General features: G+C 72.1%; 23 protein-coding genes. 20 read left to right on the forward strand and 3 right to left on the reverse strand.

From position 1 onward, the window contains the following. Positions 1-24: 24 nt before the first annotated feature. The 5 genes from rimO to AC1DWJ_RS14550 all read left to right on the forward strand — a co-directional run bounded on the left by rimO (position 25) and on the right by AC1DWJ_RS14550 (position 3705). A complete protein-coding gene (rimO, locus tag AC1DWJ_RS14530) occupies positions 25-1548 on the forward strand; it encodes a 30S ribosomal protein S12 methylthiotransferase RimO (RefSeq protein WP_477621146.1) in 1524 nt (507 codons plus the stop codon). Continuing rightward, positions 1542-2207 (forward strand): CDP-alcohol phosphatidyltransferase family protein, encoded by a 666-nt coding sequence (locus AC1DWJ_RS14535; protein ID WP_477621147.1) that lies wholly within the window; start codon positions 1542-1544, stop codon positions 2205-2207. Before rimO ends, AC1DWJ_RS14535 begins: the two co-directional genes overlap by 7 nt. Further along, the gene (locus AC1DWJ_RS14540; RefSeq protein WP_477621148.1) at positions 2204-2710 is read left to right on the forward strand and encodes a CinA family protein; all 507 of its coding nucleotides are present in this window, start codon (positions 2204-2206) and stop codon (positions 2708-2710) included. Before AC1DWJ_RS14535 ends, AC1DWJ_RS14540 begins: the two co-directional genes overlap by 4 nt. A 133-nt stretch (positions 2711-2843) precedes the next feature. Then, positions 2844-3143 (forward strand): helix-turn-helix domain-containing protein, encoded by a 300-nt coding sequence (locus AC1DWJ_RS14545; protein WP_457255712.1) that lies wholly within the window; start codon positions 2844-2846, stop codon positions 3141-3143. Continuing rightward, positions 3136-3705, forward strand: coding sequence for a GrpB family protein (locus tag AC1DWJ_RS14550; protein WP_477621215.1), 570 nt, complete (start codon positions 3136-3138; stop codon positions 3703-3705). The genes AC1DWJ_RS14545 and AC1DWJ_RS14550 overlap by 8 nt, the downstream gene beginning before the upstream one ends. Here the strand turns inward: AC1DWJ_RS14550 and AC1DWJ_RS14555 are convergent. Next, positions 3690-4556, reverse strand: a complete 867-nt coding sequence (locus AC1DWJ_RS14555; protein WP_477621149.1) for an Fpg/Nei family DNA glycosylase — start codon at positions 4554-4556, stop codon at positions 3690-3692. The two genes, AC1DWJ_RS14550 and AC1DWJ_RS14555, sit on opposite strands and share 16 nt — an antisense overlap. Before the next feature lie 33 nt (positions 4557-4589). Next, positions 4590-9341 (reverse strand): ATP-dependent helicase, encoded by a 4752-nt coding sequence (locus tag AC1DWJ_RS14560; protein WP_477621150.1) that lies wholly within the window; start codon positions 9339-9341, stop codon positions 4590-4592. Between the two features lie 73 nt (positions 9342-9414). On the opposite strand from AC1DWJ_RS14560, the gene AC1DWJ_RS14565 reads away from it, so the two are divergent. The 14 genes from AC1DWJ_RS14565 (at position 9415) to dapF (ending at position 22054) form a co-directional block, all read left to right on the forward strand. Beyond that, the gene (locus AC1DWJ_RS14565; RefSeq protein ID WP_477621151.1) at positions 9415-10869 is read left to right on the forward strand and encodes a glycosyltransferase family 39 protein; all 1455 of its coding nucleotides are present in this window, start codon (positions 9415-9417) and stop codon (positions 10867-10869) included. 39 nt (positions 10870-10908) lie between these two features. Then, positions 10909-11130 carry a DUF3046 domain-containing protein gene (locus AC1DWJ_RS14570; protein WP_457255718.1) on the forward strand — a complete coding sequence of 74 codons (222 nt, stop codon included), beginning with the start codon at positions 10909-10911 and terminating at the stop codon, positions 11128-11130. Next, a complete protein-coding gene (locus AC1DWJ_RS14575) occupies positions 11127-12158 on the forward strand; it encodes a nitronate monooxygenase (RefSeq protein WP_477621152.1) in 1032 nt (343 codons plus the stop codon). Before AC1DWJ_RS14570 ends, AC1DWJ_RS14575 begins: the two co-directional genes overlap by 4 nt. Before the next feature lie 33 nt (positions 12159-12191). Beyond that, positions 12192-13121 carry an ABC transporter ATP-binding protein gene (locus tag AC1DWJ_RS14580; RefSeq protein ID WP_477621153.1) on the forward strand — a complete coding sequence of 310 codons (930 nt, stop codon included), beginning with the start codon at positions 12192-12194 and terminating at the stop codon, positions 13119-13121. Further along, positions 13121-13963, forward strand: a complete 843-nt coding sequence (locus tag AC1DWJ_RS14585) for an ABC transporter permease (protein ID WP_477621154.1) — start codon at positions 13121-13123, stop codon at positions 13961-13963. The genes AC1DWJ_RS14580 and AC1DWJ_RS14585 overlap by 1 nt, the downstream gene beginning before the upstream one ends. Beyond that, positions 13960-14775, forward strand: a complete 816-nt coding sequence (locus AC1DWJ_RS14590) for an ABC transporter permease (protein WP_477621155.1) — start codon at positions 13960-13962, stop codon at positions 14773-14775. Before AC1DWJ_RS14585 ends, AC1DWJ_RS14590 begins: the two co-directional genes overlap by 4 nt. Then, entirely contained in the window at positions 14772-15242 is a 471-nt protein-coding gene (locus AC1DWJ_RS14595) for a GNAT family N-acetyltransferase (RefSeq protein WP_477621156.1), read from the forward strand. Before AC1DWJ_RS14590 ends, AC1DWJ_RS14595 begins: the two co-directional genes overlap by 4 nt. A 337-nt stretch (positions 15243-15579) precedes the next feature. Next, positions 15580-16644: a recombinase RecA gene (gene recA / locus AC1DWJ_RS14600; protein ID WP_457255727.1), complete on the forward strand. Its 1065-nt coding sequence runs from the start codon at positions 15580-15582 to the stop codon at positions 16642-16644. Positions 16645-16666: 22 nt separating this feature from the next. Further along, positions 16667-17257, forward strand: a complete 591-nt coding sequence (locus AC1DWJ_RS14605; RefSeq protein ID WP_457255728.1) for a regulatory protein RecX — start codon at positions 16667-16669, stop codon at positions 17255-17257. A 29-nt stretch (positions 17258-17286) separates the two neighbouring features. Continuing rightward, positions 17287-18060, forward strand: coding sequence for a YoaK family protein (locus AC1DWJ_RS14610; protein ID WP_457255729.1), 774 nt, complete (start codon positions 17287-17289; stop codon positions 18058-18060). A 21-nt stretch (positions 18061-18081) separates the two neighbouring features. Beyond that, on the forward strand, positions 18082-19614 hold the full coding sequence (gene miaB / locus AC1DWJ_RS14615; protein ID WP_457255730.1) for a tRNA (N6-isopentenyl adenosine(37)-C2)-methylthiotransferase MiaB: 1533 nt from the start codon (positions 18082-18084) through the stop codon (positions 19612-19614). A 29-nt stretch (positions 19615-19643) separates the two neighbouring features. Then, positions 19644-20246, forward strand: a complete 603-nt coding sequence (def, locus tag AC1DWJ_RS14620) for a peptide deformylase (RefSeq protein ID WP_477621158.1) — start codon at positions 19644-19646, stop codon at positions 20244-20246. Positions 20247-20250: 4 nt separating this feature from the next. Next, positions 20251-21198 (forward strand): tRNA (adenosine(37)-N6)-dimethylallyltransferase MiaA, encoded by a 948-nt coding sequence (gene miaA / locus AC1DWJ_RS14625; RefSeq protein WP_477621159.1) that lies wholly within the window; start codon positions 20251-20253, stop codon positions 21196-21198. Further along, positions 21191-22054, forward strand: coding sequence for a diaminopimelate epimerase (dapF, locus tag AC1DWJ_RS14630; protein WP_457255736.1), 864 nt, complete (start codon positions 21191-21193; stop codon positions 22052-22054). Before miaA ends, dapF begins: the two co-directional genes overlap by 8 nt. Here the strand turns inward: dapF and AC1DWJ_RS14635 are convergent. Beyond that, positions 22051-22671: a class I SAM-dependent methyltransferase gene (locus tag AC1DWJ_RS14635; RefSeq protein WP_457255738.1), complete on the reverse strand. Its 621-nt coding sequence runs from the start codon at positions 22669-22671 to the stop codon at positions 22051-22053. The genes dapF and AC1DWJ_RS14635 overlap by 4 nt on opposite strands. A 73-nt stretch (positions 22672-22744) precedes the next feature. Here AC1DWJ_RS14635 and hflX point away from each other — a divergent pair, with 73 nt between their 5' ends. Continuing rightward, positions 22745-24196, forward strand: coding sequence for a GTPase HflX (hflX, locus tag AC1DWJ_RS14640; RefSeq protein WP_477621160.1), 1452 nt, complete (start codon positions 22745-22747; stop codon positions 24194-24196). Positions 24197-24207 lie beyond the last annotated feature (11 nt).

The raw sequence follows: 24207 nt of genomic DNA on the forward strand, positions 1-24207 counted from the left end.
GCTACCCACCCTTAGAGTGGGCGCATGAGCTCGACAGCACAGCGCAGCGTCGCCCTGGTCACCCTGGGGTGCACCCGCAACGAGGTCGACTCCGAGGAGCTCGCCGGCCGGCTGGCGGCCGAGGGGTGGCTGCTCGTCGACGACGCCGACGACGCCGACGTCGCGGTGGTCAACACCTGCGGGTTCGTCGAGCAGGCGAAGAAGGACTCGATCGACGTGCTGCTCGAGGCCTCGGCCCGCAAGGGTCACTCCAAGACGCAGAAGGTGGTGGCCGTCGGCTGCCTCGCCGAGCGGTACGGGCAGCAGCTCGCCGACGAGCTCCCCGAGGCCGACGCGGTGCTGGGCTTCGACTCCTACGTCGACATGTCCACGCACCTGCGCAACATCCTCGACGGGCACGCGCCCGCGTCACACCTGCCGTCCGACCGTCGCCAGCTGCTCCCGCTGGCACCGCTGCAGCGTCAGGACGGCTCGGCCGGCGTGGCGTTGCCCGGGCACGGCAACACCGCCGGCCCCACGTCGCCCGAGCTGCTGTCGCCCGAGCTGCTGTCGTCGGAGCCGGTGGACGTCACCATCGACGGCCCGGTCCCGGCCTCCGGCCCGCGCGTCATCCGGGCCCGCCTCGACGGACGCCCCTGGGCGCCGCTGAAGATCGCCAGCGGCTGCGACCGCCGGTGCGCGTTCTGTGCCATCCCCATGTTCCGCGGCGCCTTCGTCTCCCGGCGGCCGCACGACATCATCGCCGAGGCACGCTGGTTGGGGGAGCGCGGAGTCAAGGAGCTCTTCCTCGTCAGCGAGAACTCCACGTCCTACGGCAAGGACCTCGGTGACCTCGGTTTGCTCGAGAAGATCCTGCCCGACCTCGCCGCCGTCCCCGGGATCGAGCGGGTCCGGGTCAGCTACCTGCAGCCGGCCGAGATCCGCCCCGGACTGCTCGACGCCATGGCGTCCGTGCCCGGTGTCGTCCCCTACTTCGACATCTCCTTCCAGCACGCCTCGGCACCGCTGCTGCGCTCGATGCGGCGCTTCGGCGGACGCGAGGCGTTCCTCGGGCTGCTCGACGAGGTCCGCGCCAGGGTGCCGCTGGCCGGCATCCGGAGCAACGTCATCGTCGGCTTCCCCGGGGAGACCGAGGACGACCTGGCCGAGCTCGAGGCGTTCCTCGTGGCAGCCCGCCTCGACGTCGTGGGTGTGTTCGGCTACTCCGACGAGGACGGCACCGAGGCGGAGTCCTACGGCGACAAGCTGTCCGAAGACGTGGTGGCAGAACGCGTTTCGCGCTTCACCGCCCTGATCGAGGAGCTCAACCTCCAGCGCGCCGAGGAGCGGATCGGGGAGCAGGTCGACGTGCTCGTCGAGTCCGTGCCGAGCGATGGGGCGGACGACGACGAGACCTCGGTGGTCGGCCGGGCCGCCCACCAGGGGCCTGACGTCGACGGAGTCACGCTGCTCGACCCCGCCGAGTTCCCCGATGTCGCCGTCGGCGACATCGTGCGCGCGGTGGTCACCGGCACCGAGGGGATCGACCTGCTGGCCGCGCCATGCTGAGTGAGTCCGCACCGGCTCCGGACCCGGCCGCCGCCCCCGTCGCGGTGCCGCCCCCGAGCTCCTGGAACATCGCCAACGCCCTCACCGTGACCCGGATCCTGCTCGTCCCGGTCTACGGCTGGCTGCTGCTCTTCGACGGGGGAGGACGGCCCGGCATGCGCTGGGCCGCGGCTGGCGTCTTCGTCGTGGCCACCCTCACCGACCGCGTCGACGGTGACATCGCCCGGCGCAAGGGGCTGATCACCAACTTCGGCAAGATCGCCGACCCCATCGCCGACAAGACGCTGATGGGCATGGCCTTCGTGGGTCTGTCGATCCTCGGCGAGCTCCCGTGGTGGGTCACCCTCCTGGTGCTCGTGCGCGAGTGGGGCGTCACGGTCCTGCGGTTCTTCGTCATCCGGCACGGCGTCATGCCGGCCGGTCGCGGTGGCAAGGTCAAGACCACGCTGCAGTTCTTCGGCCTCCTGCTCTTCACGCTGCCACTTGCGTCGTTCTCCGGCGCTGACACCTGGACGACCGTGGCCGACGTCATCGTGGGTCTGGCGGTGACGGTGACCGTGGTGACCGGTCTGGACATCGCGGTCAAGGCGCTGCGGCTGCGCCAGACCAGCGAGCGGTCGGCGATGAAGCGAGCCCGTCGCGCGGCCCGACAGGGATGACGACACCGGCGCAGGTGGTCGCCGCGCTCGTCGCGACGGGACGCACCGTGGCGACCGCGGAGTCCCTCACCGGCGGCCTGGTCTGCGCGGCGCTCACCGACGTGCCCGGCGCCTCGGCGGTGGTCAGGGGTGCCGTGGTCGCCTATGCGACCGAGCTCAAGGCGCAGGTGCTCGGGGTCGACGCTGACCTGCTCGCCACCGGTGGCGCCGTCCAGGCCGAGGTGGCGCGCCAGATGGCGACCGGCGTATGCCGCGTGCTCGGGGCCGAGGTCGGCGTCGCCACCACCGGGGTCGCCGGTCCGGAATCGCAGGACGGCCGCGCGGTCGGCACCGTGTTCGTCGCGGTCGCCATGGAGGGCCGGGTCCTCGTGCGCGAGCTGGCGCTGTCCGGCGACCGGGGGACCATCCGGGCCCGCACCGTCGACGCGGCCCTGGGACTGCTCACGGAGGCGGTGGCGGGTGGGGTGAGTGGGACGGAAGATTCTCAGCCCGCGGACGGTTGACCTCCTCGTACCGCGTGTTCTGCGAATCCTGCGCGCGAAGCGTCAGGGCCTCGGGGTAACGTTGGTGCCCACAGTCCGCGCGACGACCATGGCCGTCAGCAGCAATGACCGCACGAGCAGTGAAGGAGGCGTCATGATTCTGCTTCGTCGTGAACTTGGTGACGTGCTCCGCGAGCAACGCCAGACCCAGGGCCGCACCCTGCGCGAGGTGTCCGCCGCCGCCTCCGTCTCGCTCGGGTACCTCAGTGAGGTCGAGCGCGGCGAGAAGGAAGCGTCGTCTGAGCTGCTGGCCTCCATCTGTGGGGCTCTGCACCTGCCGTTGTCCGAGGTGCTCGGACAGGTCTCCGAGCGGGTTGCCGAGACCGAGGCGCTCACCGCGCCCGTCTCGCTGCCGCTGCCCGCATCGGCCCTGGTCTCCGCCTCCGCTGCCTGACGAGCGCACGGTCCCGCCTGCTCCGCAGCCCTATGCCGAACAGGTCGTCCTCGTCGACCACGACCCGCTGTGGGCCGTGGAGTTCGAGTCCGACCGGCACGCCATCGAGACCGTCCTGGGCGGCACGGCCCTCGCCGTCGACCACGTGGGCTCGACCTCGGTGCCGGGTCTGCCGGCCAAGCCCATCCTCGACATCCTCCTGCAGGTGCCCGACTCCGCCGACGAGCCGTCCTACGTACCCTCGCTGCTCGGTCTCGGCTACCGCGTGCGGGTGCGCGAACCGCACTGGATGGAGCACCGGGTGCTGTCCCGACGGGTCGCGGACGGTGACCCCCACAGCATCAACCTGCACGTGCTGTCGCCCCGCTACGGGGCGGGCGAGATCGGCAGGATGCTCGGCTTCCGCGACTGGCTGCGCACGCACGACGACGACCGCGCGCGCTACGCCGCGGTGAAGCACGAGCTGGCCGCCCGGCGCTGGCGCTACGTGCAGGACTACGCCGACGCCAAGTCAGCGGTGGTCGAGGAGATCCTCGCCCGGGTCGCTCAGGCTCGGCGGTAGGACGTCGCCCGCCCCGAGGTCGACCCGAGGGGGCGTTGGGGCCGGCCGTCATCGGTGGGACCCAGCCCGTGCTGGCAGCCGGGACAGTAGAACATCGTCCGCTCCCGCCCGGGGGGCCCGATCATCGCGACCCGGATCGTCGCACCGCACCGCCGACAGGGGCGACCCGACCTGGCGTGGACGTAGTGCTCCTCGCCCTTCCTGCGGTGGCCGGTGCTCGACTGCACGGCATGGTGGCGGGACTGGTCGAGCAGGGTGTGGGCCCGGGTGACCAGCCGTTCGAGGTCGGCGTCGTCGAGGTCGGCGGCCGGGGTCCATGGCCCGAGGCGCGACAGGAAGAGCGCCTCGCTCGCCCAGAGCGTGCCGATCCCGGCCAGGTTGCGCTGGTCGAGGAGCGCCGCCCCGATCGGGTCGGTGGAGGCGCGCAGGTTGGCCAGGGCCACGGCCAGGTCCCAGTCGGGACCGAGCAGGTCGGGCCCGAGGTGCCCGACGAGGGTGTCCTCCGCGCTGGTCGGCACGGCTTCGAGCAGCCCGAGGCGCAGCCCGAGCGCGCTCCACGACGCCGTGCCGACGGCGGCTCGCAGGTCGTCGCGACGCAGCCAGCGCGGGGTGTCCGCCGGGCTCTCGACCCGCCACTGTCCCTCCATCTTCAGGTGCGAGTGCAGCGTGACCCCGCTGTCGAACCGGTGGAGCAGGTGCTTCCCACGGCTGACCACCTCGAGGGTGTGGGCACCGCGCAGGTCGAGCGTGGCCACGCTGGGGAAGCGCAGGTCGCACAGGACGACCTCGGCTCCGGCCAGTGCCTGGTGGAGCCGATGGGCGGTGCGCCAGACGGTGTCGCCCTCAGGCACTGCGGTCCCGGCCCACCGGCGTCGGGGCAGTGGTCATCGCCGCAGCCGCAGTCCGCGCGGCGTCGCATGGAACCCGGCATTGGCCAGCGCCGTCGCGAGCGGGTGGGCGGAGCCGAGCACCGAGCCACCGTCGGCCTTCTCCACGGTGAGCCGTCCGAGGGCACCCTCGCGGACCGCGAGGGCCAGGGCGTCGGCGGCACCCTGAAGCGACTGGACGTCGTCGGTCCAGGAGAGGAGCGTCTTGCCGCCGCGCTCGACGTAGAGGACGAGCTCGCCGTCGACGAGCACGACGAGCGCCCCGGCCTTGCGAGCCGGTTGGTGACCGCGCTTGCCGGCGCCCTTGCCAGCGCCCTTGCCAGCGGCCTGGTCAGCGTCGTGGTCCGGGCCCTCCGGCCCGATCGCCCGGTCCGGCCACGGGAGGGCGGCCCCGTAGGCGTTGGCCGGGTCGGTCGCCGCCAGGACCATGGCAGGGACACTCCGGTCGGCCTCGTCGCCGACCGGCCTGGCGCCGGCCCGCAGCCGGTCGACCGCGCCGGTGGTGGAGAACTGCGAGGCCCCGAGCGACTCGACGAAGTAGCCGCGTCGCACCCGACCGGACTCCTCGGCAGCGGCCAGCACGCGGTAGACCCCGGCGAACCCGCCCGGCACCTCCTCGGCCACGACCGAGCCGCGGGTGACCACGCCATAGCGGTCGAGCAGCACCTCGGCCGTCGCGTAGGCGCGGACGGTGGCGTCCTGCTCTCCCTCGGGGAGCAGCGACCAGCGACCGGCACCGCCCGCCGGACCGCTGCGCGTCGGCAGCGAGGGCCGGCCCAGCCCGCGCTGACCGGACAGGGCACCCAGCGAACCCCGCCGGCCGGCATACCGGGTCGTCCGGGGACCGGGGCGGCTGCGCTTGTGGCTGGTGCGACCGCCCGAGAGGAGCGCACGCAGCGGGGTGAGGGTGTCGTTGCTGACCCGGCCGTCCCAGGTGAGCGTCCAGAGGTCGGCCAGGAGCTGCTCGTCGTCGAGGCTGCCCACGGCGTCGGCGAGGGTGCGGAAGAAGTAGGCGCCACCGCCGGCCAGCGCGTCGACCACGGCCTGCTCGCTCTCGCCGAGCCCTCTGTCGGTGAGCGGCGCGAGCGTGAGGTGGGCCGTGTCGGCGAGGTGCAGCGACACCCAGCCGTCGTCGCCGGGCAGCGCACCGTGGCCGCGCCACAGCACCTCGCCGCTGCTGGTGAGGTCGTCGAGCAGGGCAGGGGAGTAGTCGACGACCCGGGACGGCAGGACCAGGCTCTCGAGCGCGCTGGCCGGCACGACCGCCCCGGCGAGCTGCTCCACCGCCCGCACCAGCCCCTCGCGACCACGCAGGCCGCCACCGACGGACTGCCACTGGGGCAGGAACCGGGCGAGCTCGACGGCAGGGACCGGCTCCACCTCGGCGCGCAGCGCAGCCAGCGAACGACGGCGCAGCAGCCTCAACACCTCGGCGTCGCAGTAGTCGAGGCCGTGGACGCCCCCACCGTTCTCGGTCGGGAGCAGCTCGCCCTCCACCACCCGGCCGGAGGACACCAGCCGGCGCAGCGCGTCGAGGGCCACCGCCGGGCCCACGCCCCACCACGCGGCGACCGAGGCGGCGGGGAAGGGGCCGTGCGTGCGGGCGTAGCGACGGACGAGGTCGCCGAGCGGGTCGGGCACCGACTCCATGAAGGTCTGCGGGATGCCGACCGGCAACGAACAGCCCAGGGCATCACGCAGGCGACCGGCGTCCTCGATCGCCGCCCATCGCTCCTGACCCGCGACCCGGACCCGGATGACCCGACGGGCCCCCTCCAGCTCGACCAGCCAGCCGCCGATCTCCTGGTGCGTCAAGGTGTCCTTGGACCGCGCCCGGATCGCGTCGAGCGGCAGCGGGCCCAGCACGCGCAGCAGGTCGGCGACGTCCTCGGCATCACGGCACGCGCGCTCCGCCACGAGCCTCTGGAGCTCGGACTCGGTGCGGGTCACCTCGGCCGGGTCGAGCAGGTCGCGCAGCGAGAGCCCTTCACCGCGTCCGAGCAGCTCGGCGAGCAGGGTCGGGTCGAGGGCGAGCGCGGCGGCCCGCTTCTCGGCCAGTGGTGAGTCGCCCTCGTAGAGGAACTGGGCGACGTAGCCGAACATCAGCGAGCGGGCGAAGGGCGACGGCTGGGTCGACTCGACGTCGACAAGGGTGACCTCACGGGACTCGATGGAGCGCATCAGCGCCGTCAGCCCGGGCACGTCGAACACGTCCTGGACGCACTCGCGCACCGTCTCGAGCACGATCGGGAACGACGCGTACTGGCTGGCGACCTCGAGCAGCTGGGCGGCCCGCTGGCGTTGCTGCCACAGGGGTTGCCGACGGTCGGGCCGGCGACGGGGGAGCAGGAGGGCCCGTGAGGCGCACTCCCGGAAGCGGGCCGCGAACAACGCGGACCCGCCGATCTCGGAGGTGACGAGGTCGTGCACGTCGTCGGCGTCGAGCCGCACGAGCTCGAGCAGCTCGGCGCCCACTCCGCGGCCGGAGCCGCCGTCGTCCTCGAACTCGAGGTCGGGCAGCCGGAAGACGATGCCGTCGTCGCCGTGCATCGCCTGGACGTCCACGCCGTAGCGCTCACGCATCCGCGCCGAGACGCACAACGCCCACGGGGCGTGGACCTGTCCCCCGAACGGGGAGTGCACCGCCACCCGCCAGTCGCCGATCTCGTCGCGGAACCGCTCCACGACGATCGTGCGGTCGTCGGGCACGTGACGGGTGGCCTCCTGCTGCTCCTTGAGGTAGCCGAGGAGGTTGTCGGCAGCCCACTCGTCGAGCCCGGCGGCCGCGACCCGGGCGCGGGCCTTCTCGGGCGAGAGGCCGACGACCTCGCGGACGAAGGCCCCCACGGCCCGGCCCAGCTCGGCGGGTCGGCCCTGCTGGTCGCCCTTCCAGAACGGCAACCGCCCGGGCAGGCCGGGTGCAGGGGTCACGAGGACGCGGTCGTGGGTGATGTCCTCGATCCGCCAGGTCGAGGTGCCGAGGGTGAAGACGTCGCCGACCCGCGACTCGTAGACCATCTCCTCGTCGAGCTCGCCCACACGGCGGCCGGCACCCTCGCTGGAGGCCAGGAACACGGCATACAGGCCGCGGTCGGGAATGGTGCCGCCGGAGGTGACGGCGAGGCGCTGGGCCCCGGGCCGGCCGGTGAGGACGCCGGTGACGCGGTCCCAGACGATCCGCGGACGGAGCTCGGCGAACTCGTCGCTCGGGTAGCGCCCCGACAGCATGTCGAGCACCGACTCGAGGATCGAGCGCGGCAGCGCGGCGAACGGCGTGGCCTTGCGGACCACGGACTCGAGGTCGTCGACGGTCCACTCGTCGAGGGCGCACATGGCGACGATCTGCTGGGCCAGGACGTCGACCGGGTTGGCCGGCACCCGCAGCGACTCGATGGCGCCGGCCCGCATCCGCTCGACCACCACGGCGGTCTGCACCAGGTCGCCGCGGAACTTCGGGAACAACACGCCCCGGGACACCGCCCCCACCTGGTGGCCGGCCCGGCCGACGCGTTGCAGACCCGACGCGACCGAGGGCGGGGACTCGACCTGGATGACGAGGTCGACGGCGCCCATGTCGATGCCCAGCTCCAGCGAGCTGGTCGCCACCACGGCCGGCAGCCGCCCGGCCTTGAGGTCTTCCTCGATGAGCTGGCGGTGCTCCTTGCTGACCGAGCCGTGGTGCGCGCGGGCCAGCACGGCGGGTGCGCCGGACGACGCGCCCGACTGAGCCATCAGCTGGGCCGGGGTGCGGTTGCCGGCGTGCCGCGGGGCCGGCTCGGGTGACGCGTCGCCCTGCGCCTCGCGCATGGTCTCGAGCCGCTCGTCCCAGATCTCGTTGAGCCGGGCGGTGAGCCGTTCGGCGAGACGGCGCGAGTTGGCGAAGACCAGCGTCGAGCGGTGGGACGACACGAGGTCGACGATCCGCTCCTCGACGTGGGGCCAGATCGAGGCGCGGCGTTCGGCCCCGGAGGCGGGGCCGGACAGGTCGTCCTCGATGACCTCCCCGAGGGCGGACATGTCGGCGATGGGGACCACGACGTCGAGGTCCCACTCCTTGGTCGACGGCGGGCGCACGATCTCGACCGGGCGACCCCCGGCGAGGTAGCGGGCGACCTCGGAGACCGGCTCGACGGTGGCAGACAGCCCGATCCGCTGGGCGGGCTTCTCGAGCAGCGCGTCGAGCCGCTCGAGGCTGAGGGCGAGGTGGGCGCCACGCTTGGTGCCGGCGACGGCGTGCACCTCGTCGAGGATGACGGTCTCCACGCCGGCCAGGGCCTCGCGGGCCTGCGAGGTGAGGATGAGGAACAGCGACTCCGGCGTCGTGATCAGCACGTCGGTGGGTGTGCGGGCGAAGGCGCGGCGCTCACCCGCAGGGGTGTCGCCGGACCGCACCGAGACGGTGATGTCGGGTGGCGCAACGCCGAGCCGCGTGGCCGCGTGGCCGATGCCCACCAGGGGTGAGCGCAGGTTGCGCTCGACGTCGACGGCGAGCGCCTTCATGGGGGAGACGTAGAGCACGCGACAGCGCTTGAGCTTCTCGGCCGGGGGTGGCTCGGCGGCCAGCCGGTCGAGCGCCCACAGGAACGCCGACAGGGTCTTGCCCGACCCGGTGGGGGCGACGACCAGGGCGTGCTGCCCGGTGGAGATGGCCTCCCAGGCCCCCGCCTGCGCGGCGGTGGGCGCAGTGAAGGAGCCCCTGAACCACGCCGCGGTGGCGGGGGAGAACCTGTCGAGCACGTCTGCTGCCATGAGGGTGACAGCCTCTCACCCGAGACTGACAGCGGCCTCGACAGGCAGGGCGTTGACGGGCAGGCTGGCCGCCATGTCGGCCGAGCGCGTCCACTGGGGCGCGGTCCTCCCTGCGGCAGCGGTCCAGGCCGTCGCGCTGACGCTTGGCTCGGTCGGGTACGGCTACCACCGGGACGAGCTCTACTTCCGGATGCTCCCTCCCGCGTGGGGCTACGTCGACCAGCCTCCGCTCACCCCGTTGCTCGCCAGGCTGACCACCCACCTCGCGGACGAGCCGTGGGCGCTCCGTCTCCCGGCCACCGTCGCCACCGTGCTGTCGGTCGTGGTGATCGCCCTGGTCTGCCGCGAGCTCGGCGGCGGGCGCGGTGCCCAGGCGATGGCGGCCTGGGGTTACGCCTTCGCGGCGATGCCGTTGATGCTCGGCCACCTCCTGCTCACGTCCACCATGGACCTCCTGCTGCTTGCCCTCGTCGTCCTGGCCGTCCTCCGGGCCACTGCCGGCTCGCGGCACTGGTGGCTCGCGGCGGGTCTCGTGGCCGGGCTCTCGACCTACAACCGCCTGGTGGTCGTCGTCGTGGGTGCCGGGCTGCTGCTCGGTCTCGCGGCACTGGGGCCGCGTCAGGCTTTTCGCTCCCCGAGCGCGTGGGCCGGGGCCCTCGTCGCCGTCGTCGTGAGCCTGCCCAACCTCGTCTACCAGGCGACCCACGACTGGCCGCAGCTCGCCATGGGCGCCGCACTGTCGGACAACAACGCGCAGGAGGTCCGGGCCCAGCTGCCGTTGCTGTTGCTGGTCATGCTCGGCCCGCCGCTCGTGGCGGTCTGGGGGACCGGCCTGGTCTGGCTGCTGCGGCGCGAGCGTCACACCACCGTCGGCTACCTGGTCGTAGGGGCCGTCGTGGTCATCGTCTTCACCGTCGTGTCGGGCGCCCAGCCGCACTACCCGATCCACCTGCTGGCCGTGATGTATGCCGCGGGCTGCGTCCCGGTCGCCCGCTGGCTCACCTCGCGCCGGGTCCTGCGCGGGGTGGCCGTCGGGCTGCTCGCCGTCAACGCGGCCGTCTCGCTCACGCTCGCCCTTCCCGTGGTCCCCCTCGCGCGCGTCGGTGGCACCCCGCTGCCGGACCTCGGTCCCCTCGTCGCCGACCAGGTCGGATGGGAGCGCTACGTGGGCCAGGTCGCCGCGGCATACCGGGGGTCGGCGCTGCACCCCACGGAGGTGATCACCTCCAACTACGGCGAGGCGGGCGCCGTCGCGCGGTTCGGTCCGGCCCTGGGGCTGCCGCGCGCGGTGAGTGGGCAGAACTCGCTGGCCACCGTCGGCCGACCCGCGGACGCCAGCACGGTCGTCGTGGTCGTCGGCTACCAGCTCGACGAGGTGGCCGGCCTGTTCGGGTCCTGCGAGGTGGTCGACCGCCTGGACAACGGCGTCGGCGTGGACAACGAGGAGCAGGACGCCCCCGTGGCAGTGTGTCGCGACCCCTGCGAGCCGTGGGATGTCCTCTGGCCGCGGTTCCACCACCTCGACTGACCGGTCGGTCGTGTCGTCGGAGCGTCCTAGACTCTGCCCGTGCGGCTGAGCCACTTCTGGAACCTGATGAACGACGAGTTCGGCGAGACCTACGCCAGCTCGCTCGCGCAGCACCACGTGCTGGGCGTCCTCGGTGACCGCACGGTGGCCCAGGCCCTCGAGGCGGGGGAGAGCCCGCGCCGGGTCTGGCTGGCGCTCTGTGACGCCATGGACGTGCCCGAGTCGCGCCGGCTCGGGATCGAGCGACGGCCCGCACGGTGACCTCGGTCGACTGGTCCGCCCACCCGTTGGTCCTCGCACCGATGGCCGGCGGGCCGTCGACGGTCGCGCTCGCCGCGGCCGCCGCGGACGGCGGGGTGTTCCCGTTCCTGGCCGGCGCCTACCTCACCCCGGAGCGGCTGCGCGCCGACCTCGCCGAGCTGCGCGCCCTCACGCCGACACCCTTCGCCGTCAACGTGTTCGCGCCGTCCCCCGACTTCCCGTCGATGCACCAGGACGCCCTGGGGTATGCCGCGTTGCTGGCTCCGTGGGCAGCCGCGGCGGGCGTCGAGCTGGGCACGCCCCGCTACGACGACGACTTCTTCGCCGCCAAGGTGGACGTGCTGGTCGACGCGGCTCCGGCCCTGGTGAGCTTCGCATTCGGGTGGCCGCCGGCCGACGTCGTCGGCAGGCTGCAGGAGGCGGGCACCGAGGTCTGGGTCACGGTCAACGAGCCGTCCGAGGTCGAGTGGGCCGAGGCGCTCGCGGTCGACGGCCTCGTGGTGCAGGGATGGGAGGCCGGCGGTCACCGTGGCGGCCCCGTGGACACCGGCGACACCCAGCTCGAGCTGCTGCCGCTGGTCGCGGAGGTGGCCCGCCGCACCGACCTGCCGATCATGGGGGCCGGCGGCGTGATGACCGGAGCCGAGGCGGCCGACGTGCTGCGGGCCGGAGCCGCCGCGGTCGCCCTCGGCACCGCGTTCCTGGGCTGCCCCGAAGCGGGAACGGCCCCGGTCCACCGGCACGAGCTCACCCACCGTCGCGGCACCACGGTGACGCGCGCGTTCACGGGTCGCAGCGCCCGCGCCCTGACCACGACGTGGACCGAGCTGTTCACGGAGGCCGCGCCCGCGGCATACCCCCACGTCCACCACCTCACGGCCCCGCTGCGCGCCCACGGCAAGTCCACCGGTGAGGCGGAGCTGGTGCACCTGTGGGCCGGCACCGGCCACGAGCGCCTGCGCTCCCTGCCCGCGACCGAGCTGGCTCGCGTGCTCGTCGAGGAGCTCGCCGAGGCCAAAAGCGGATGAGCGACGTCGGTCCGGGTCGGTAGCGTGGCGCCGGTGACCGAGGAGATCCTGCTGAGCGCCACCGGGCTGACCAAGACGTTCGGGGAGTTCACCGCGGTGGACGGCATCGACTTCGTGGTGCGCAAGGGGGAGTGCTTCGGGTTCCTCGGTCCCAACGGTGCGGGCAAGTCGTCGACCATGCGGATGGTGGGCTGTGTGTCGCCGGTGACCAGTGGCGAGCTGCGGCTGTTCGGGCTCGACCCCGCCGGCCACGGTCCCGCCATCCGCGCCCGGCTCGGCAGCTGCCCCCAACGCGACACCCTCGACGAGGAGCTCACCGTCGAGGAGAACCTCTGGGTCTACGGCCGCTACTTCGGCCTGTCCCGCAAGGAGGTCCGCACCCGAGCCGCCGAGCTGCTCGACTTCGCCCAGCTGACCGACCGCGCCGGCGACAAGGTCGAGCCCTTGTCCGGCGGCATGAAGCGACGCCTCACCATCGCGCGGTCGCTGATCAACTCACCCGAGATCCTGCTGCTCGACGAGCCGACCACCGGGCTCGACCCGCAGGCCCGACATGTGTTGTGGGACAGGCTCTTCCGGCTCAAGCGGTCGGGCGTGACGCTCGTCCTCACGACCCACTACATGGACGAGGCCGAGCAGCTGTGCGACCGGCTCGTCGTGATGGACCACGGGCGCATCGTCGCCGAGGGGTCGCCCCGGTCGCTCATCGACGAGTACTCCACGCGCGAGGTGCTCGAGCTGCGGTTCGACGCCGAGGACCACAAGGACGTCGCGGAGCAGGTCACCGGGATTGGCGAGCGGGTCGAGGTCCTGCCCGACCGGCTGCTCGTCTACGCCGACGACGGCGACCGGGCGGCCGCGGTGGTGCACTCGCGCGGTATCGAGCCCTTGTCGGCCCTGGTGCGACGGGCCACCCTCGAGGACGTGTTCCTGCACCTGACCGGCCGGACGTTGGTCGACTGATGGCGTCGGCCGCGCCCCTCCACCCCGACGCGCTCACCCGGGCCGCGCACGGCCCGCGTCCGCCCCTCTCGACCGGGGAGCGCGTGCTCGCGGTGTTCGCGTACTTCCTCACGGTCTACCGGCGCACGTGGCGGGGCAGCATCATCGGCCGGTTCCTCTCGCCGTTGTTCTTCCTGCTGGCGATGGGTGTCGGCCTGGGGTCACTGGTCAACGCCCGGGTGGGTGGGGTCGACGGGCTGCCCTACCTGCAGTTCGTCGTGCCGGCGATCGTGGCGACCCAGACGATGTGGGTGGCGATGGGGGAGTCGACCTACCAGGTCCTCGGCTACATCAAGTGGAACATGGGCTACCACGCCATGCTCGCGTCGCCGATGTCGGTCCGCGACGTGCTGCGCGGCCACTTCCTCGCGGTGGCGGCCCACCTGACCACCGCCACGACCATCTTCATGGGGGTGGCCGCGCTGTTCGGGGGTTTCCGGTCGGTCGCTGCGGTGTTCTGCCTGCCGATCGCGATCCTCACGGGGATGGCGTTCACCACCCCGATCTTCGCGTTCACGGCGCGGCAGGAGGGTGACGGCGGCTTCAACATCCTCTTCCGGTGGGTGGTCACGCCGTTGATGCTCTTCTCCGGCACCTTCTTCCCGATCGAGCAGCTCCCCGCCTGGATGCAGCCGATCGCCTGGGTGACGCCGCTGTGGCACGGGGTCGAGGCCTGTCGCGACGTGGCCACGGGCACCGTGTCGGTGGGGCCGTTCGTCGGTCACGTGCTGGTCCTCGCGGCCTACGTCGCGGTCGGCTGGTGGCTCGCCGAGCGCTCCTTCGCCACGAGGCTGGTCCCGTGAGCGCCCCGACCATGACTCGGCTGACCAGCCTCGTGCCGATGCCCGCCGGGGCCGGTCTCGCGCGCATGCTCGTGGAGCGCAACATCAGGTCGTTCCGGCACGGGTGGATCGCCCTGGTCACGGGGTTCGCCGAGCCGGTGTTCTACCTGTTCTCCCTCGGCATCGGGATCGGCGCGCTGGTGCAGACCGTCACGACCGACTCGGGCGCCGAGGTCCCCTACCCGCAGTTCGTCGCCCCCGCCCTGCTGGCGGCCTCCGCGATGAACGGTGCCGTCTTCGACTCGACCTTCAACGTGTTCTTCAAGCTGCGCTATGCCAAGCTCTACGACGCGGTGCTGGCCACGCCGATGGGGCCACGCGACATCGCGGTCGGTGAGATCGCCTGGTCACTGGTCCGGGGCGGTCTCTACTCCGCGGCCTTCCTCGTGGTCGCCCTGCTGGCCGGGGCAGTGGGGTCCTGGTGGGCGGTCCTGGCGCTGCCGGCAGCCGTGTTCATCGGGTTCGCCTTCGCCGCGCTCGGCATGTTCGCCACGACGTTCATGAAGTCGTGGGTGCACTTCGACTACATCACCCTCGCGATCCAGCCGATGTTCCTGTTCTCCGCGACGTTCTTCCCGCTCTCCACCTACCCCGAGGCGCTCCAGTGGGTGGTGCGCGTGACGCCGCTCTACCACGGGGTGGCGCTCGAGCGGGCGCTCATGCTGGGGGAGGTCGGCTGGGGTGTGCTGGCCCACGTCGGCTACCTCGCCGCGCTCGGCGCCATCGGGGTCGTGGGCACGGCGCGCCGGCTCGAGAAGCTGCTGCTCTCATGACGTCATCGACCCCGACCCCCGACGTCCGGACGGCGCGTTTCGCCGACCTCGACCCCCTGACGGCCTACCGGCTGTGGGCGCTGCGCTCGGCGGTCTTCGTGGTGGAGCAGGACTGTCCCTACCTCGACCTCGACGGTCGTGACCTCGAACCGCTGACGCGGCACCTGTGGGTCGAGCAGGACGGCGAGCCGGTGGCCACCCTGCGGCTGCTCGACGACGGCGACGAGCTGCGGATCGGACGGGTCGCCACGGCGGTGTCGGCCCGCGGCCGCGGCCTGGCCGCCAGCCTGGTGCGGGCGGCCCTGGCCCTGGCCGGGGAGCGGGCCGTGGTGCTGGACGCGCAGTCGCACCTCGTGGACTGGTATGCCGGGTTCGGCTTCGCTCCCAGTGGGCGTGGGTTCCTCGAGGACGGCATTCCGCACACGCCGATGCGGCGCACGGGTCGAGGATCCGGACCGCTGACCTGACGGCTGTCCTGACCGCTGTCCTGACCGCTGCCCTGACCGCTGTCCTGACCGCTGACCGGACCGCTGTCCTGACCGCTGTCCTGACCGCTGCTCTGACCGCCGAGCTGACTGGATCGTGGTTCGCGGCGTGTCGCGTGTCGAATGCCGGATTTCGAACAGGTGTTCGGTAGATTCATCCCCAGGTGGAACTGCCACAGAGCCACCGTCCACAGGTCGTGCGAGCGACCCGGACGGCTGTCGGTGCCGACACCTAGCGTCTGACCCGAAGCAGAGCAGCTGCCCGAGGGTCGAAGGCAGGCGCGCCCGACTCGAAGCGAAAGAAGGAATGGTGGCCAGAATGGCTGGAGCGAACTCCGCAACGGTGGACCAGAAGGCAAAGTCCCTCGACAGCGTCATGGGGCAGATCGAGAAGTCGTTCGGCAAGGGCGCGGTCATGCGTCTCGGCGACGACGTCCGCCCCCCGATCGACGTGATCCCGACCGGCTCGATCGCGCTCGATGTCGCGCTCGGCATCGGCGGTCTCCCGCGCGGCCGCGTGGTCGAGATCTACGGCCCGGAGTCCTCGGGCAAGACGACGGTCGCCCTCCACGCGGTGGCCAGTGCGCAGAAGGCCGGCGGCATCGCGGCCTTCATCGACGCCGAGCACGCCCTCGACCCCGACTACGCCAAGAAGCTGGGCGTCGACACCGACGCCCTGCTGGTCAGCCAGCCCGACACCGGGGAGCAGGCGCTCGAGATCGCCGACATGCTGATCCGGTCCGGCGCCATCGACATCATCGTCATCGACTCGGTGGCCGCGCTCGTGCCGCGCGCCGAGATCGAGGGCGAGATGGGTGACAGCCACGTGGGTCTGCAGGCCCGTCTGATGTCGCAGGCCCTGCGCAAGCTCACCGGTGCCCTCAACAACACCGGCACGACGGCCATCTTCATCAACCAGCTCCGCGAGAAGATCGGCGTCATGTTCGGCTCGCCCGAGACCACCACGGGTGGCAAGGCGCTGAAGTTCTACGCCTCGGTGCGCCTGGACGTGCGTCGCATCGAGACCCTCAAGGACGGCAGCGACCCGGTCGGCAACCGCACCAGGGTCAAGGTCGTCAAGAACAAGGTGGCCCCGCCGTTCAAGCAGGCCGAGTTCGACATCCTCTACGGCCAGGGCATCTCCCGCGAGGGGGGCCTGATCGACATGGGGGTCGAGCAGGGCTTCGTCCGCAAGGCGGGCGCTTGGTACACCTACGAGGGCGACCAGCTCGGGCAGGGCAAGGAGAACGCCCGGCAGTTCCTCAAGGACAACCCCGACCTCGGCAACGAGATCGAGAAGAAGATCAAGGAGAAGCTCGGCATCGGCCCGCAGGTCGACAAGCCTGCTGACGCAGCGGTGCCCGAGGTTCCCGTCGAGTTCTGAGCTCTGAACCACCCAGATCGACATGACTGATCGACACGACGCGGCCAGGGCAGCCTTCGAGACTGCCCTGGCCGCGACGACTGTTCCCCCTGGCGACCCCGAGGACGACCTCCAGACCCGCGACGGCGAGCCGGACGCCTACGACGTGGCGCGCCAGATCGTGCTGCGTCAGCTGGCCCTGTCACCCAAGAGCCGTCAGCAGCTGCGCGACAAGCTACGGACCCGCAACTGCCCCGACGACGTCGCCGAGGCAGTGCTCGACCGGATGACCGACGTGGGGCTGGTCGACGACGAGGCGTACGCGGGGATGCTCGTGCGTTCCCAACAGGCCGGTCGAGGCCTGGCCAAGCGGGCGCTCGCGCGCGAGCTGCGCACCAAGGGCGTGGACGACGAGACGGCCCGGGCGACCCTCGAGCAGATCGAGCCCGAGGCCGAGCGTGACCGGGCCGCGCAGCTCGTCGCCAAGAAGCTCCGGTCCATGCACGGGCTGGAGCCGCTGGTGCAGAAGCGGCGGTTGGCCGGCATGCTCGCCCGCAAGGGTTACCCGGCCGACCTGGCCATGGCCGTCATCCGGGAGGCCATCAACTCGGCCCCCGAGCACCAACGCGACTGACCTGACTGTCCCGGGCGTACCCTCCGGCTGTGACCGCTCCCGACGTGCCCGCAGCTCCCCTGGGGTGGGGCACGGTCGTCGCCCGGCGCCTGCGCACCCTGGCCGGCCCGGAGCGCACCCTCCGCCGGAACCAGTACCTCGCCGCGCTGCTGGCCCTCATCGCCGGAACGCTCAACTCGGTCGGGTTCGTCGCCGTGTCGGTGTACACCTCGCACATGACCGGCCTGACCGCGTCCGTCGCGGACCACCTCGTCCTGGGGTCGTTCTCGCTGGTCTGGGTGGGCGTGGAGGCCATCTCGGCCTTCGTGCTCGGGGCCATGACGTGCGCGCTGCTGTTCAACTGGGGGCGACGTCGTGGCCTGCACGGGCGCTACGCCAACGTGCTCGTCGTCGAGGCGCTCCTGATCCTGGCCTTCGGTGCCGTCGCGGACCGGCTGGTGTGGGAACACCGTGACCACGTGTTCGTGGTCGTGCTCTGCTTCACCATGGGTCTGCAGAACGCCATCATCACCAAGATCTCGGCCGCTCAGATCCGCACCACCCACGTCACCGGGATGGTCACGGACATCGGGATCGAGCTCGGCAAGCTCGTCTACCGCAGCCGCAGGTCGGGTGAGCCTCCGGTGCGAGCCGACCTCGGAAAGCTCGGCATGCTCGCGGGTCTGGTCGGCTTGTTCTTCGTCGGCGGGGTGCTCGGCGCGGCCGGCTACCTCGCCGTCGGCTTCCCGGTCCTGATCGCGCCGGCGCTCGTGTTGCTCCTGGTCGCGTCGCCTCCGCTCCTCGTCGACCTCCGCACCCACTGACCACGTACCCTTGGCGGTGCCATGACGACGCACGCCACCGCGCCCCCGAGCGCTGCCAAGACCTACGACGTCCGCACCCACGGGTGCCAGATGAACGTGCACGACTCCGAGCGCCTCGCCGGCCTGCTCGAGACGGCCGGGTACGTCGACGTCAACAGCCTGCCCTCGGGCGCCCGCCCGGAGGCGGCCGACGTCGTCGTCTTCAACACCTGCGCGGTGCGGGAGAACGCCGACAACAAGCTGTACGGCAACCTCGGCCAGCTGCGACCGGCCAAGACCAGGAACCCCGACATGCAGATCGCCGTGGGTGGCTGCATGGCCCAGAAGGACCGCGCGACCATCGTGCAGCGGGCGCCGTGGGTCGACGTCGTCTTCGGCACCAACAACATCGGGAGCCTGCCGGCCCTGCTCGACCGGGCCCGGCACAACAAGCGCGCCGAGGTCGAGATCCTCGAGAGCCTCGAGGTGTTCCCGAGCACCCTGCCGACCCGACGCGACTCGGCCTACGCCGGCTGGGTGTCGATCTCGGTGGGCTGCAACAACACCTGCACGTTCTGCATCGTCCCGAGCCTGCGCGGCACGGAGGCCGACCGTCGCCCCGGGGACGTGCTGGCGGAGGTCCAGGCGCTGGTCCAGCAGGGAGTCGTCGAGGTGACCCTGCTCGGCCAGAACGTCAACACCTACGGCGTCGAGTTCGGCGACCGCCTGGCGTTCGGCAAGCTCCTGCGCGCCTGCGGCGACATCGACGGGCTGGAGCGGGTGCGCTTCACCAGCCCGCACCCCGCCGCCTTCACCGACGACGTCATCACCGCCATGGCCGAGACGCCCAACGTCATGCCCAGCCTGCACATGCCGCTGCAGTCGGGCTCCGACCGGGTGCTCAGGGCGATGCGCCGGTCCTACCGCAGTGCCAAGTTCCTCGGGATCATCGACCGCGTCCGCGAGCAGATCCCGGACGCCGCGATCACGACGGACATCATCGTCGGGTTCCCGGGGGAGACCGAGGCGGACTTCGCGGAGACCCTGCGGGTGGTGCGCGAGTCGCGCTTCGCGAGCGCCTTCACCTTCCAGTACTCCATCCGCCCGGGGACGCCCGCCGCGACGATGCCCGACCAGCTCCCGAAGGCCGTCGTGCAGGAGCGGTACGAACGCCTGCTGGCCACCCAGGAGGAGATCTCCTGGGCCGAGAACCGCACCGTCGAGGGCCGTGACGTCGAGGTGCTGGTGGCGACGGGCGAGGGTCGCAAGGACACCGAGACCCACCGCCTGTCGGGACGGGCGCGGGACAACCGGCTGGTCCACTTCGCGGTGCCCGACAGTGCCGAGCGCCCGCGTCCGGGCGACCTGGTGACGGTGGGCGTCACCTACGGCGCCCCGCACCACCTCGTCGCCGACGCGGCCCTGGGGGGTGGCAGCTACTCGGTGCGTCGCACCTCGGGCGGCGACGCGTGGGCGGCACTGCAGGACGCGCCCGTCCCCGGCAAGCCTGCCGTCTCCCTCGGGATGCCGGGTCTGGGCCGACCGACGGCCGCTCCAGACCCTTCGTGCCGGTGACCTGTGGGTGATCTGAAAGACTCCCGCGCATGACAGTTCGCCCCATCGTCATCACGGGGGAGCCCGTGCTCCACCGTCGCGCCGAACCCGTGGAGAAGTTCGACGACGACCTGCGCGACCTGGTCACCGACATGTTCGAGACCATGGACGCGGCGCACGGTGTGGGGCTGGCCGCGCCCCAGATCGGCGTGGGGCTGCGCGTCTTCACCTGGCAGATGGACAATGACGACGACGTGCCGACCCGCGGCGTCATCGTCAACCCCTACGTCACCGCCACGAAGCCGTCGGTCGACGAGCCCGACCCGCACGACGAGGCGGAGGGGTGCCTGTCGGTGCCGGGTGAGAGCTTTCCCCTCAAGCGTGGTGAGCGGGCCACCGTGACGGGCTTCGACGTCGATGGCGCCGAGGTGTCGTTCGAGGCGAGCGGCTGGTTCGCCCGGTGCATGCAGCACGAGTACGACCACCTCAACGGCTTCCTCTACGTCGACCGCCTGAACGAGCGCTGGGGCAAGAAGGCCCGCAAGGCGGTCAAGAAGCAGGGCTGGGGCAAGCCCGGCTTCGCGTGGCTCCCGGGCGTGGACCCCGACCCGTTCGGCCACGACGACGACCACGACCACGAGCACGACCTGTGAGCCGGTGACCTCCAACCCCAGGACGACGCCACTGGTCGTCGGCGTCGTCGGCCCCACCGCGACGGGCAAGTCCGACCTCGCGCTCGACCTCGCGGAAGCCCTGGGCGGAGAGGTCGTCGGAGCCGACGCCAGCCAGCTCTACCGGGGCATGGACATCGGCACCGCCAAGGTGCCGCCGGGCGAGCGACGCGGCATACCGCACTACCAGCTGGACGTGCTCGACGTCGTCGAGGAGGCCAGCGTGGCCGCCTACCAGGTCGCGGCGCGCGAGGACCTCGCGGCGATCCAGTCCCGGGGGCACCACCCGATCCTGGCCGGCGGCTCGGGGCTCTACGTCCGGGCGGCGCTCGACGTGCTCGAGATCCCCCCGACCGACCCCGCGGTGCGGGCGAGGCTGGCCGACCGCGCCGAGGCCGAGGGCACGCCCGCCACCTTCGCCCGGCTGGAGGAGCTCGACCCTGCTGCGGCGGCGGCCATCGAGCCCGGCAACACGCGCCGCATCGTCCGCGCGCTCGAGGTCATCGAGCTGACCGGTCGACCGTTCTCGGCCACGATGCCGACCCGCACCTACCTCCAGCCGACCGTCGTGCTGGGGCTGCGGCTGCCGCGCGACCTGCTCGACGACCGGGTGGCCACGCGGGTCCGCCGGATGTGGGAGGAGGGGCTGCTCGACGAGGTGCGCCACCTGGAGACGCTCGGGCTCCGGCAGGGCCGGACCGCCGCACGGGCGCTGGGCTACGCGCAGGCGCTCGCCGAGCTCGATGGCCTGATGACCACCGAGCAGGCCCAGGAGGAAACCACCGCGCTGACCCGCCGGCTGGTCCGTCGACAGGAGTCGTGGTTCAACCCGGACCCCCGCATCACCTGGCTCGATGCCCTGGCGCCGAACCTCGCCGAGCAGGCGGTTGCGGTGGTGCAGGCCGCCATCAGCGACAATGGTGCGCATGGCTGACCAGACCGCCTTCACGAAGGGCCACGGCACCGAGAACGACTTCGTCCTCGTGCCGGACCTCGAGGGCGTCCGCGACCTCTCGGCGCAGCAGGTGGCCCTGCTGGCCGACCGTCGGGCCGGCATCGGCGGCGACGGTGTCATCCGGGTCGTCCCGACCGCCCTCGCCACCGAGCCCGGGGTGCTGTCCCAGGCGGCCGGGGCGCGCTGGTTCATGGACTACCGCAACGCCGACGGCAGTGTCGCCGAGATGTGCGGCAACGGCACCCGGGTCTTCGCGACCTACCTGCGACGCGAGGGCCTGGAGACCGCCGACGAGTTCGCCATCGCGACGCGGGCCGGCACCAAGGTCGTGCGGTTCGAGTCACCCGAGCTGATCGCGGTCAACCTCGGTCCGTGGCGCCTGGCCCAACCGGCCATCGCCGACGAGGAGGGCTTCGACGCGCTGGTCCACCTCGAGCGCCACGAACCCCTCTCGGCGTTGACGCTCGACCTCGGCAACCCGCACACCGTCGTGGCGCTGCCGGAGACCGTCGACCTCGAGTCCCTCGACCTGCACCTGCCGCCGGTGGTGAACCCGCTTCCCGAGTACGGCACGAACGTCGAGTTCGTCCGGCCGATGGGTGCGGGCCACGTCCGTATGCGCGTCCACGAGCGGGGCGTGGGGGAGACCCGCTCCTGTGGCACCGGTGCGGCTGCGGCCGCGCTGGCCACCCGCTTCTGGGCCGGCGACGTCACCGACACGTGGACCGTCGACGTGCCGGGCGGGCGGCTGCGGGTGCGCGCGCTCCCCGGCCAGGAGGTCGAGCTGGCCGGCCCGGCCGCCCTGGTCGCCGACGGCACCACCGACCTGGTCTAGCTGGCGGCGCGCCGCACCTCGAGGATGCGGAAGCCCTTGTCCGAGGTGAACCGGGTCACGGCATACGTGTCGGGGTCGAGCTGCTCACCGAGCCAGCGCTGCAACGAGTCGGAGCCGAGGTTCTTCTGCACCACGAGGTGCGCCACGCCGCCGGGGGCCAGCCGGGGCAGCCAGGTGAGCATCAGGTCGTGCAGCACCGCCTTGCCGACCCGGATCGGAGGGTTCGACCAGATCGCGTCGAACCGCACACCCTCAGGTATGCCGTCCGGCTGGCTCGCGTGCAGCCGGTCGAGTCCCAGCGACGCCGCCGTGGTGCGGAGCAGGTCGAGGGCACGCTCGTTGACGTCCACGCCATACACGGTGGCCTCGGGTGAGCGCAGCGCGAGGGTGAGGGCGATCGGTCCCCAGCCGCACCCGAGGTCGAGGAGGGTGCCCTCGGTCGGTGGCGCGGGGGCGTGGCGCAGGAGCACCGCGGTGCCCTGGTCGACCCCCCCGGGGCTGAAGATGCCCGCCGCCGAGCGCACCTCGACGGTGCGGCCCGCGAGCCGCACGGTGATCGTGCGCTGCTGGGCAGGGCTCGCGGGTTCGGCCGTGAAGTAGTGGTCTTGCGTGCTCATCGGGCCCAACGGTAGACGGAAGGACATAAACCGGTCGCTGCGGTCGTTGAAAAGGTGAGATTCTTGAGGGGATATGACACTGAAGCGATCAGACATCTTTGACCTGAAGGCCACCGCGCTGGCGACCGAGGACGGATTCCTCCCCAGCGACGGGGCCGGCTATGACGGGGACCAGTACGAGCGCGAGGACCGCGCTGCACTGCGCCGGGTCGCAGGGCTGTCCACCGAGCTCGAGGACATCACCGAGGTCGAGTACCGCCAGCTGCGCCTGGAGCGGGTGGTGCTCGCCGCGGTCTGGACCGAGGGCACCGCCGAGGACGCCGACAACTCGATGCGCGAGCTCGCGGCACTGGCCGAGACCGCCGGTTCCACCGTGCTCGCCGGCCTGGTGCAGCGCCGGGCCAAGCCCGACACGGGCACCTACCTCGGCTCCGGCAAGGCGGTCGAGCTGCGCGACGTCGTCATCGCGGAGGGAGCCGACACGGTCATCTGCGACACCGAGCTCACGCCCAGCCAGCGGCGCGCGCTCGAGGACGTCGTCAAGGTCAAGGTGATCGACCGCACCGCGCTGATCCTCGACATCTTCGCCCAGCACGCGAAGTCGAAGGAGGGCAAGGCGCAGGTCGAGCTGGCCCAGCTGCAGTACCTCCTCCCGCGGCTGCGTGGCTGGGGTGAGTCGATGTCCCGCCAGGCCGGTGGCCAGGCCGCCGGTGGCCAGGGCATGGGCTCGCGTGGTCCGGGTGAGACCAAGATCGAGCTGGACCGTCGGCGGATCAACACCCGGATGGCCAAGCTGCGCCGCGAGATCAAGGAGATGAAGACCAGCCGCGACACGCGTCGCCTCTCCCGCAAGGCCAACGAGGTGCCGAGCGTCGCGATCGCCGGCTACACCAACGCCGGCAAGTCGTCGCTGCTCAACCGGCTCACCGGCGCCGGCGTCCTCGTCGAGAACCAGCTGTTCGCGACCCTCGACCCGACCGTCCGCCGCGCAGAGACCGAGGACGGCCGCCTCTTCACGCTGGCCGACACCGTCGGGTTCGTGCGCCAGCTCCCGACCCAGCTGGTCGAGGCGTTCCGCTCGACGCTGGAGGAGGTGGCCGACGCCGACCTGCTGCTGCACGTCGTCGACGGGTCGCACCCCGACCCCGAAGGCCAGATCAGCGCGGTCCGCGCGGTGCTCGCCGATGTCGACGCGGCCTCGGTGCGCGAGGTCATCGTCGTCAACAAGGCCGATGCCGCTGACCCCGAGGTGCTGGATCGGATCCAGCGGCACGAGAAGCACTCGATCGTGGTCTCGGCTCGCACCGGTGCCGGGATGGAGGAGCTGCGGGCCCTGATCGCCGAGGAGCTGCCGCGACCGACCATCGACGTCGAGGTGCTGGTGCCCTACGACCGGGGTGACTTGGTCAGCCGGCTGCACCAGGAGGCCGAAGTGCTCTCGAGCGAGCACACCGGCAGCGGCACGTTGGTGAAGGCCCGGGTGCACCCCGACCTGGCCGGTGAGCTCGCGGCCTTTGCCGCCTGACCCACCGACCG

It is taken from the genome of Pedococcus sp. P2_D7 (genome assembly GCF_056404295.1).

Excerpts from the sequence above, each read along its gene's own strand:
- rimO (WP_477621146.1), top strand. The coding sequence starts at position 25 with ATGAGCTCGACAGCACAGCGCAGCGTCGCCCTGGTCACCCTGGGGTGC.
- AC1DWJ_RS14535 (WP_477621147.1), top strand. The coding sequence starts at position 1,542 with ATGCTGAGTGAGTCCGCACCGGCTCCGGACCCGGCCGCCGCCCCCGTC.
- AC1DWJ_RS14540 (WP_477621148.1), top strand. The coding sequence starts at position 2,204 with ATGACGACACCGGCGCAGGTGGTCGCCGCGCTCGTCGCGACGGGACGC.
- AC1DWJ_RS14545 (WP_457255712.1), top strand. The coding sequence starts at position 2,844 with ATGATTCTGCTTCGTCGTGAACTTGGTGACGTGCTCCGCGAGCAACGC.
- AC1DWJ_RS14560 (WP_477621150.1), bottom strand. The coding sequence starts at position 9,341 with ATGGCAGCAGACGTGCTCGACAGGTTCTCCCCCGCCACCGCGGCGTGG.
- AC1DWJ_RS14565 (WP_477621151.1), top strand. The coding sequence starts at position 9,415 with ATGTCGGCCGAGCGCGTCCACTGGGGCGCGGTCCTCCCTGCGGCAGCG.
- AC1DWJ_RS14585 (WP_477621154.1), top strand. The coding sequence starts at position 13,121 with ATGGCGTCGGCCGCGCCCCTCCACCCCGACGCGCTCACCCGGGCCGCG.
- AC1DWJ_RS14595 (WP_477621156.1), top strand. The coding sequence starts at position 14,772 with ATGACGTCATCGACCCCGACCCCCGACGTCCGGACGGCGCGTTTCGCC.
- recA (WP_457255727.1), top strand. The coding sequence starts at position 15,580 with ATGGCTGGAGCGAACTCCGCAACGGTGGACCAGAAGGCAAAGTCCCTC.
- AC1DWJ_RS14605 (WP_457255728.1), top strand. The coding sequence starts at position 16,667 with ATGACTGATCGACACGACGCGGCCAGGGCAGCCTTCGAGACTGCCCTG.
- miaB (WP_457255730.1), top strand. The coding sequence starts at position 18,082 with ATGACGACGCACGCCACCGCGCCCCCGAGCGCTGCCAAGACCTACGAC.
- def (WP_477621158.1), top strand. The coding sequence starts at position 19,644 with ATGACAGTTCGCCCCATCGTCATCACGGGGGAGCCCGTGCTCCACCGT.
- dapF (WP_457255736.1), top strand. The coding sequence starts at position 21,191 with ATGGCTGACCAGACCGCCTTCACGAAGGGCCACGGCACCGAGAACGAC.
- AC1DWJ_RS14635 (WP_457255738.1), bottom strand. The coding sequence starts at position 22,671 with ATGAGCACGCAAGACCACTACTTCACGGCCGAACCCGCGAGCCCTGCC.
- hflX (WP_477621160.1), top strand. The coding sequence starts at position 22,745 with ATGACACTGAAGCGATCAGACATCTTTGACCTGAAGGCCACCGCGCTG.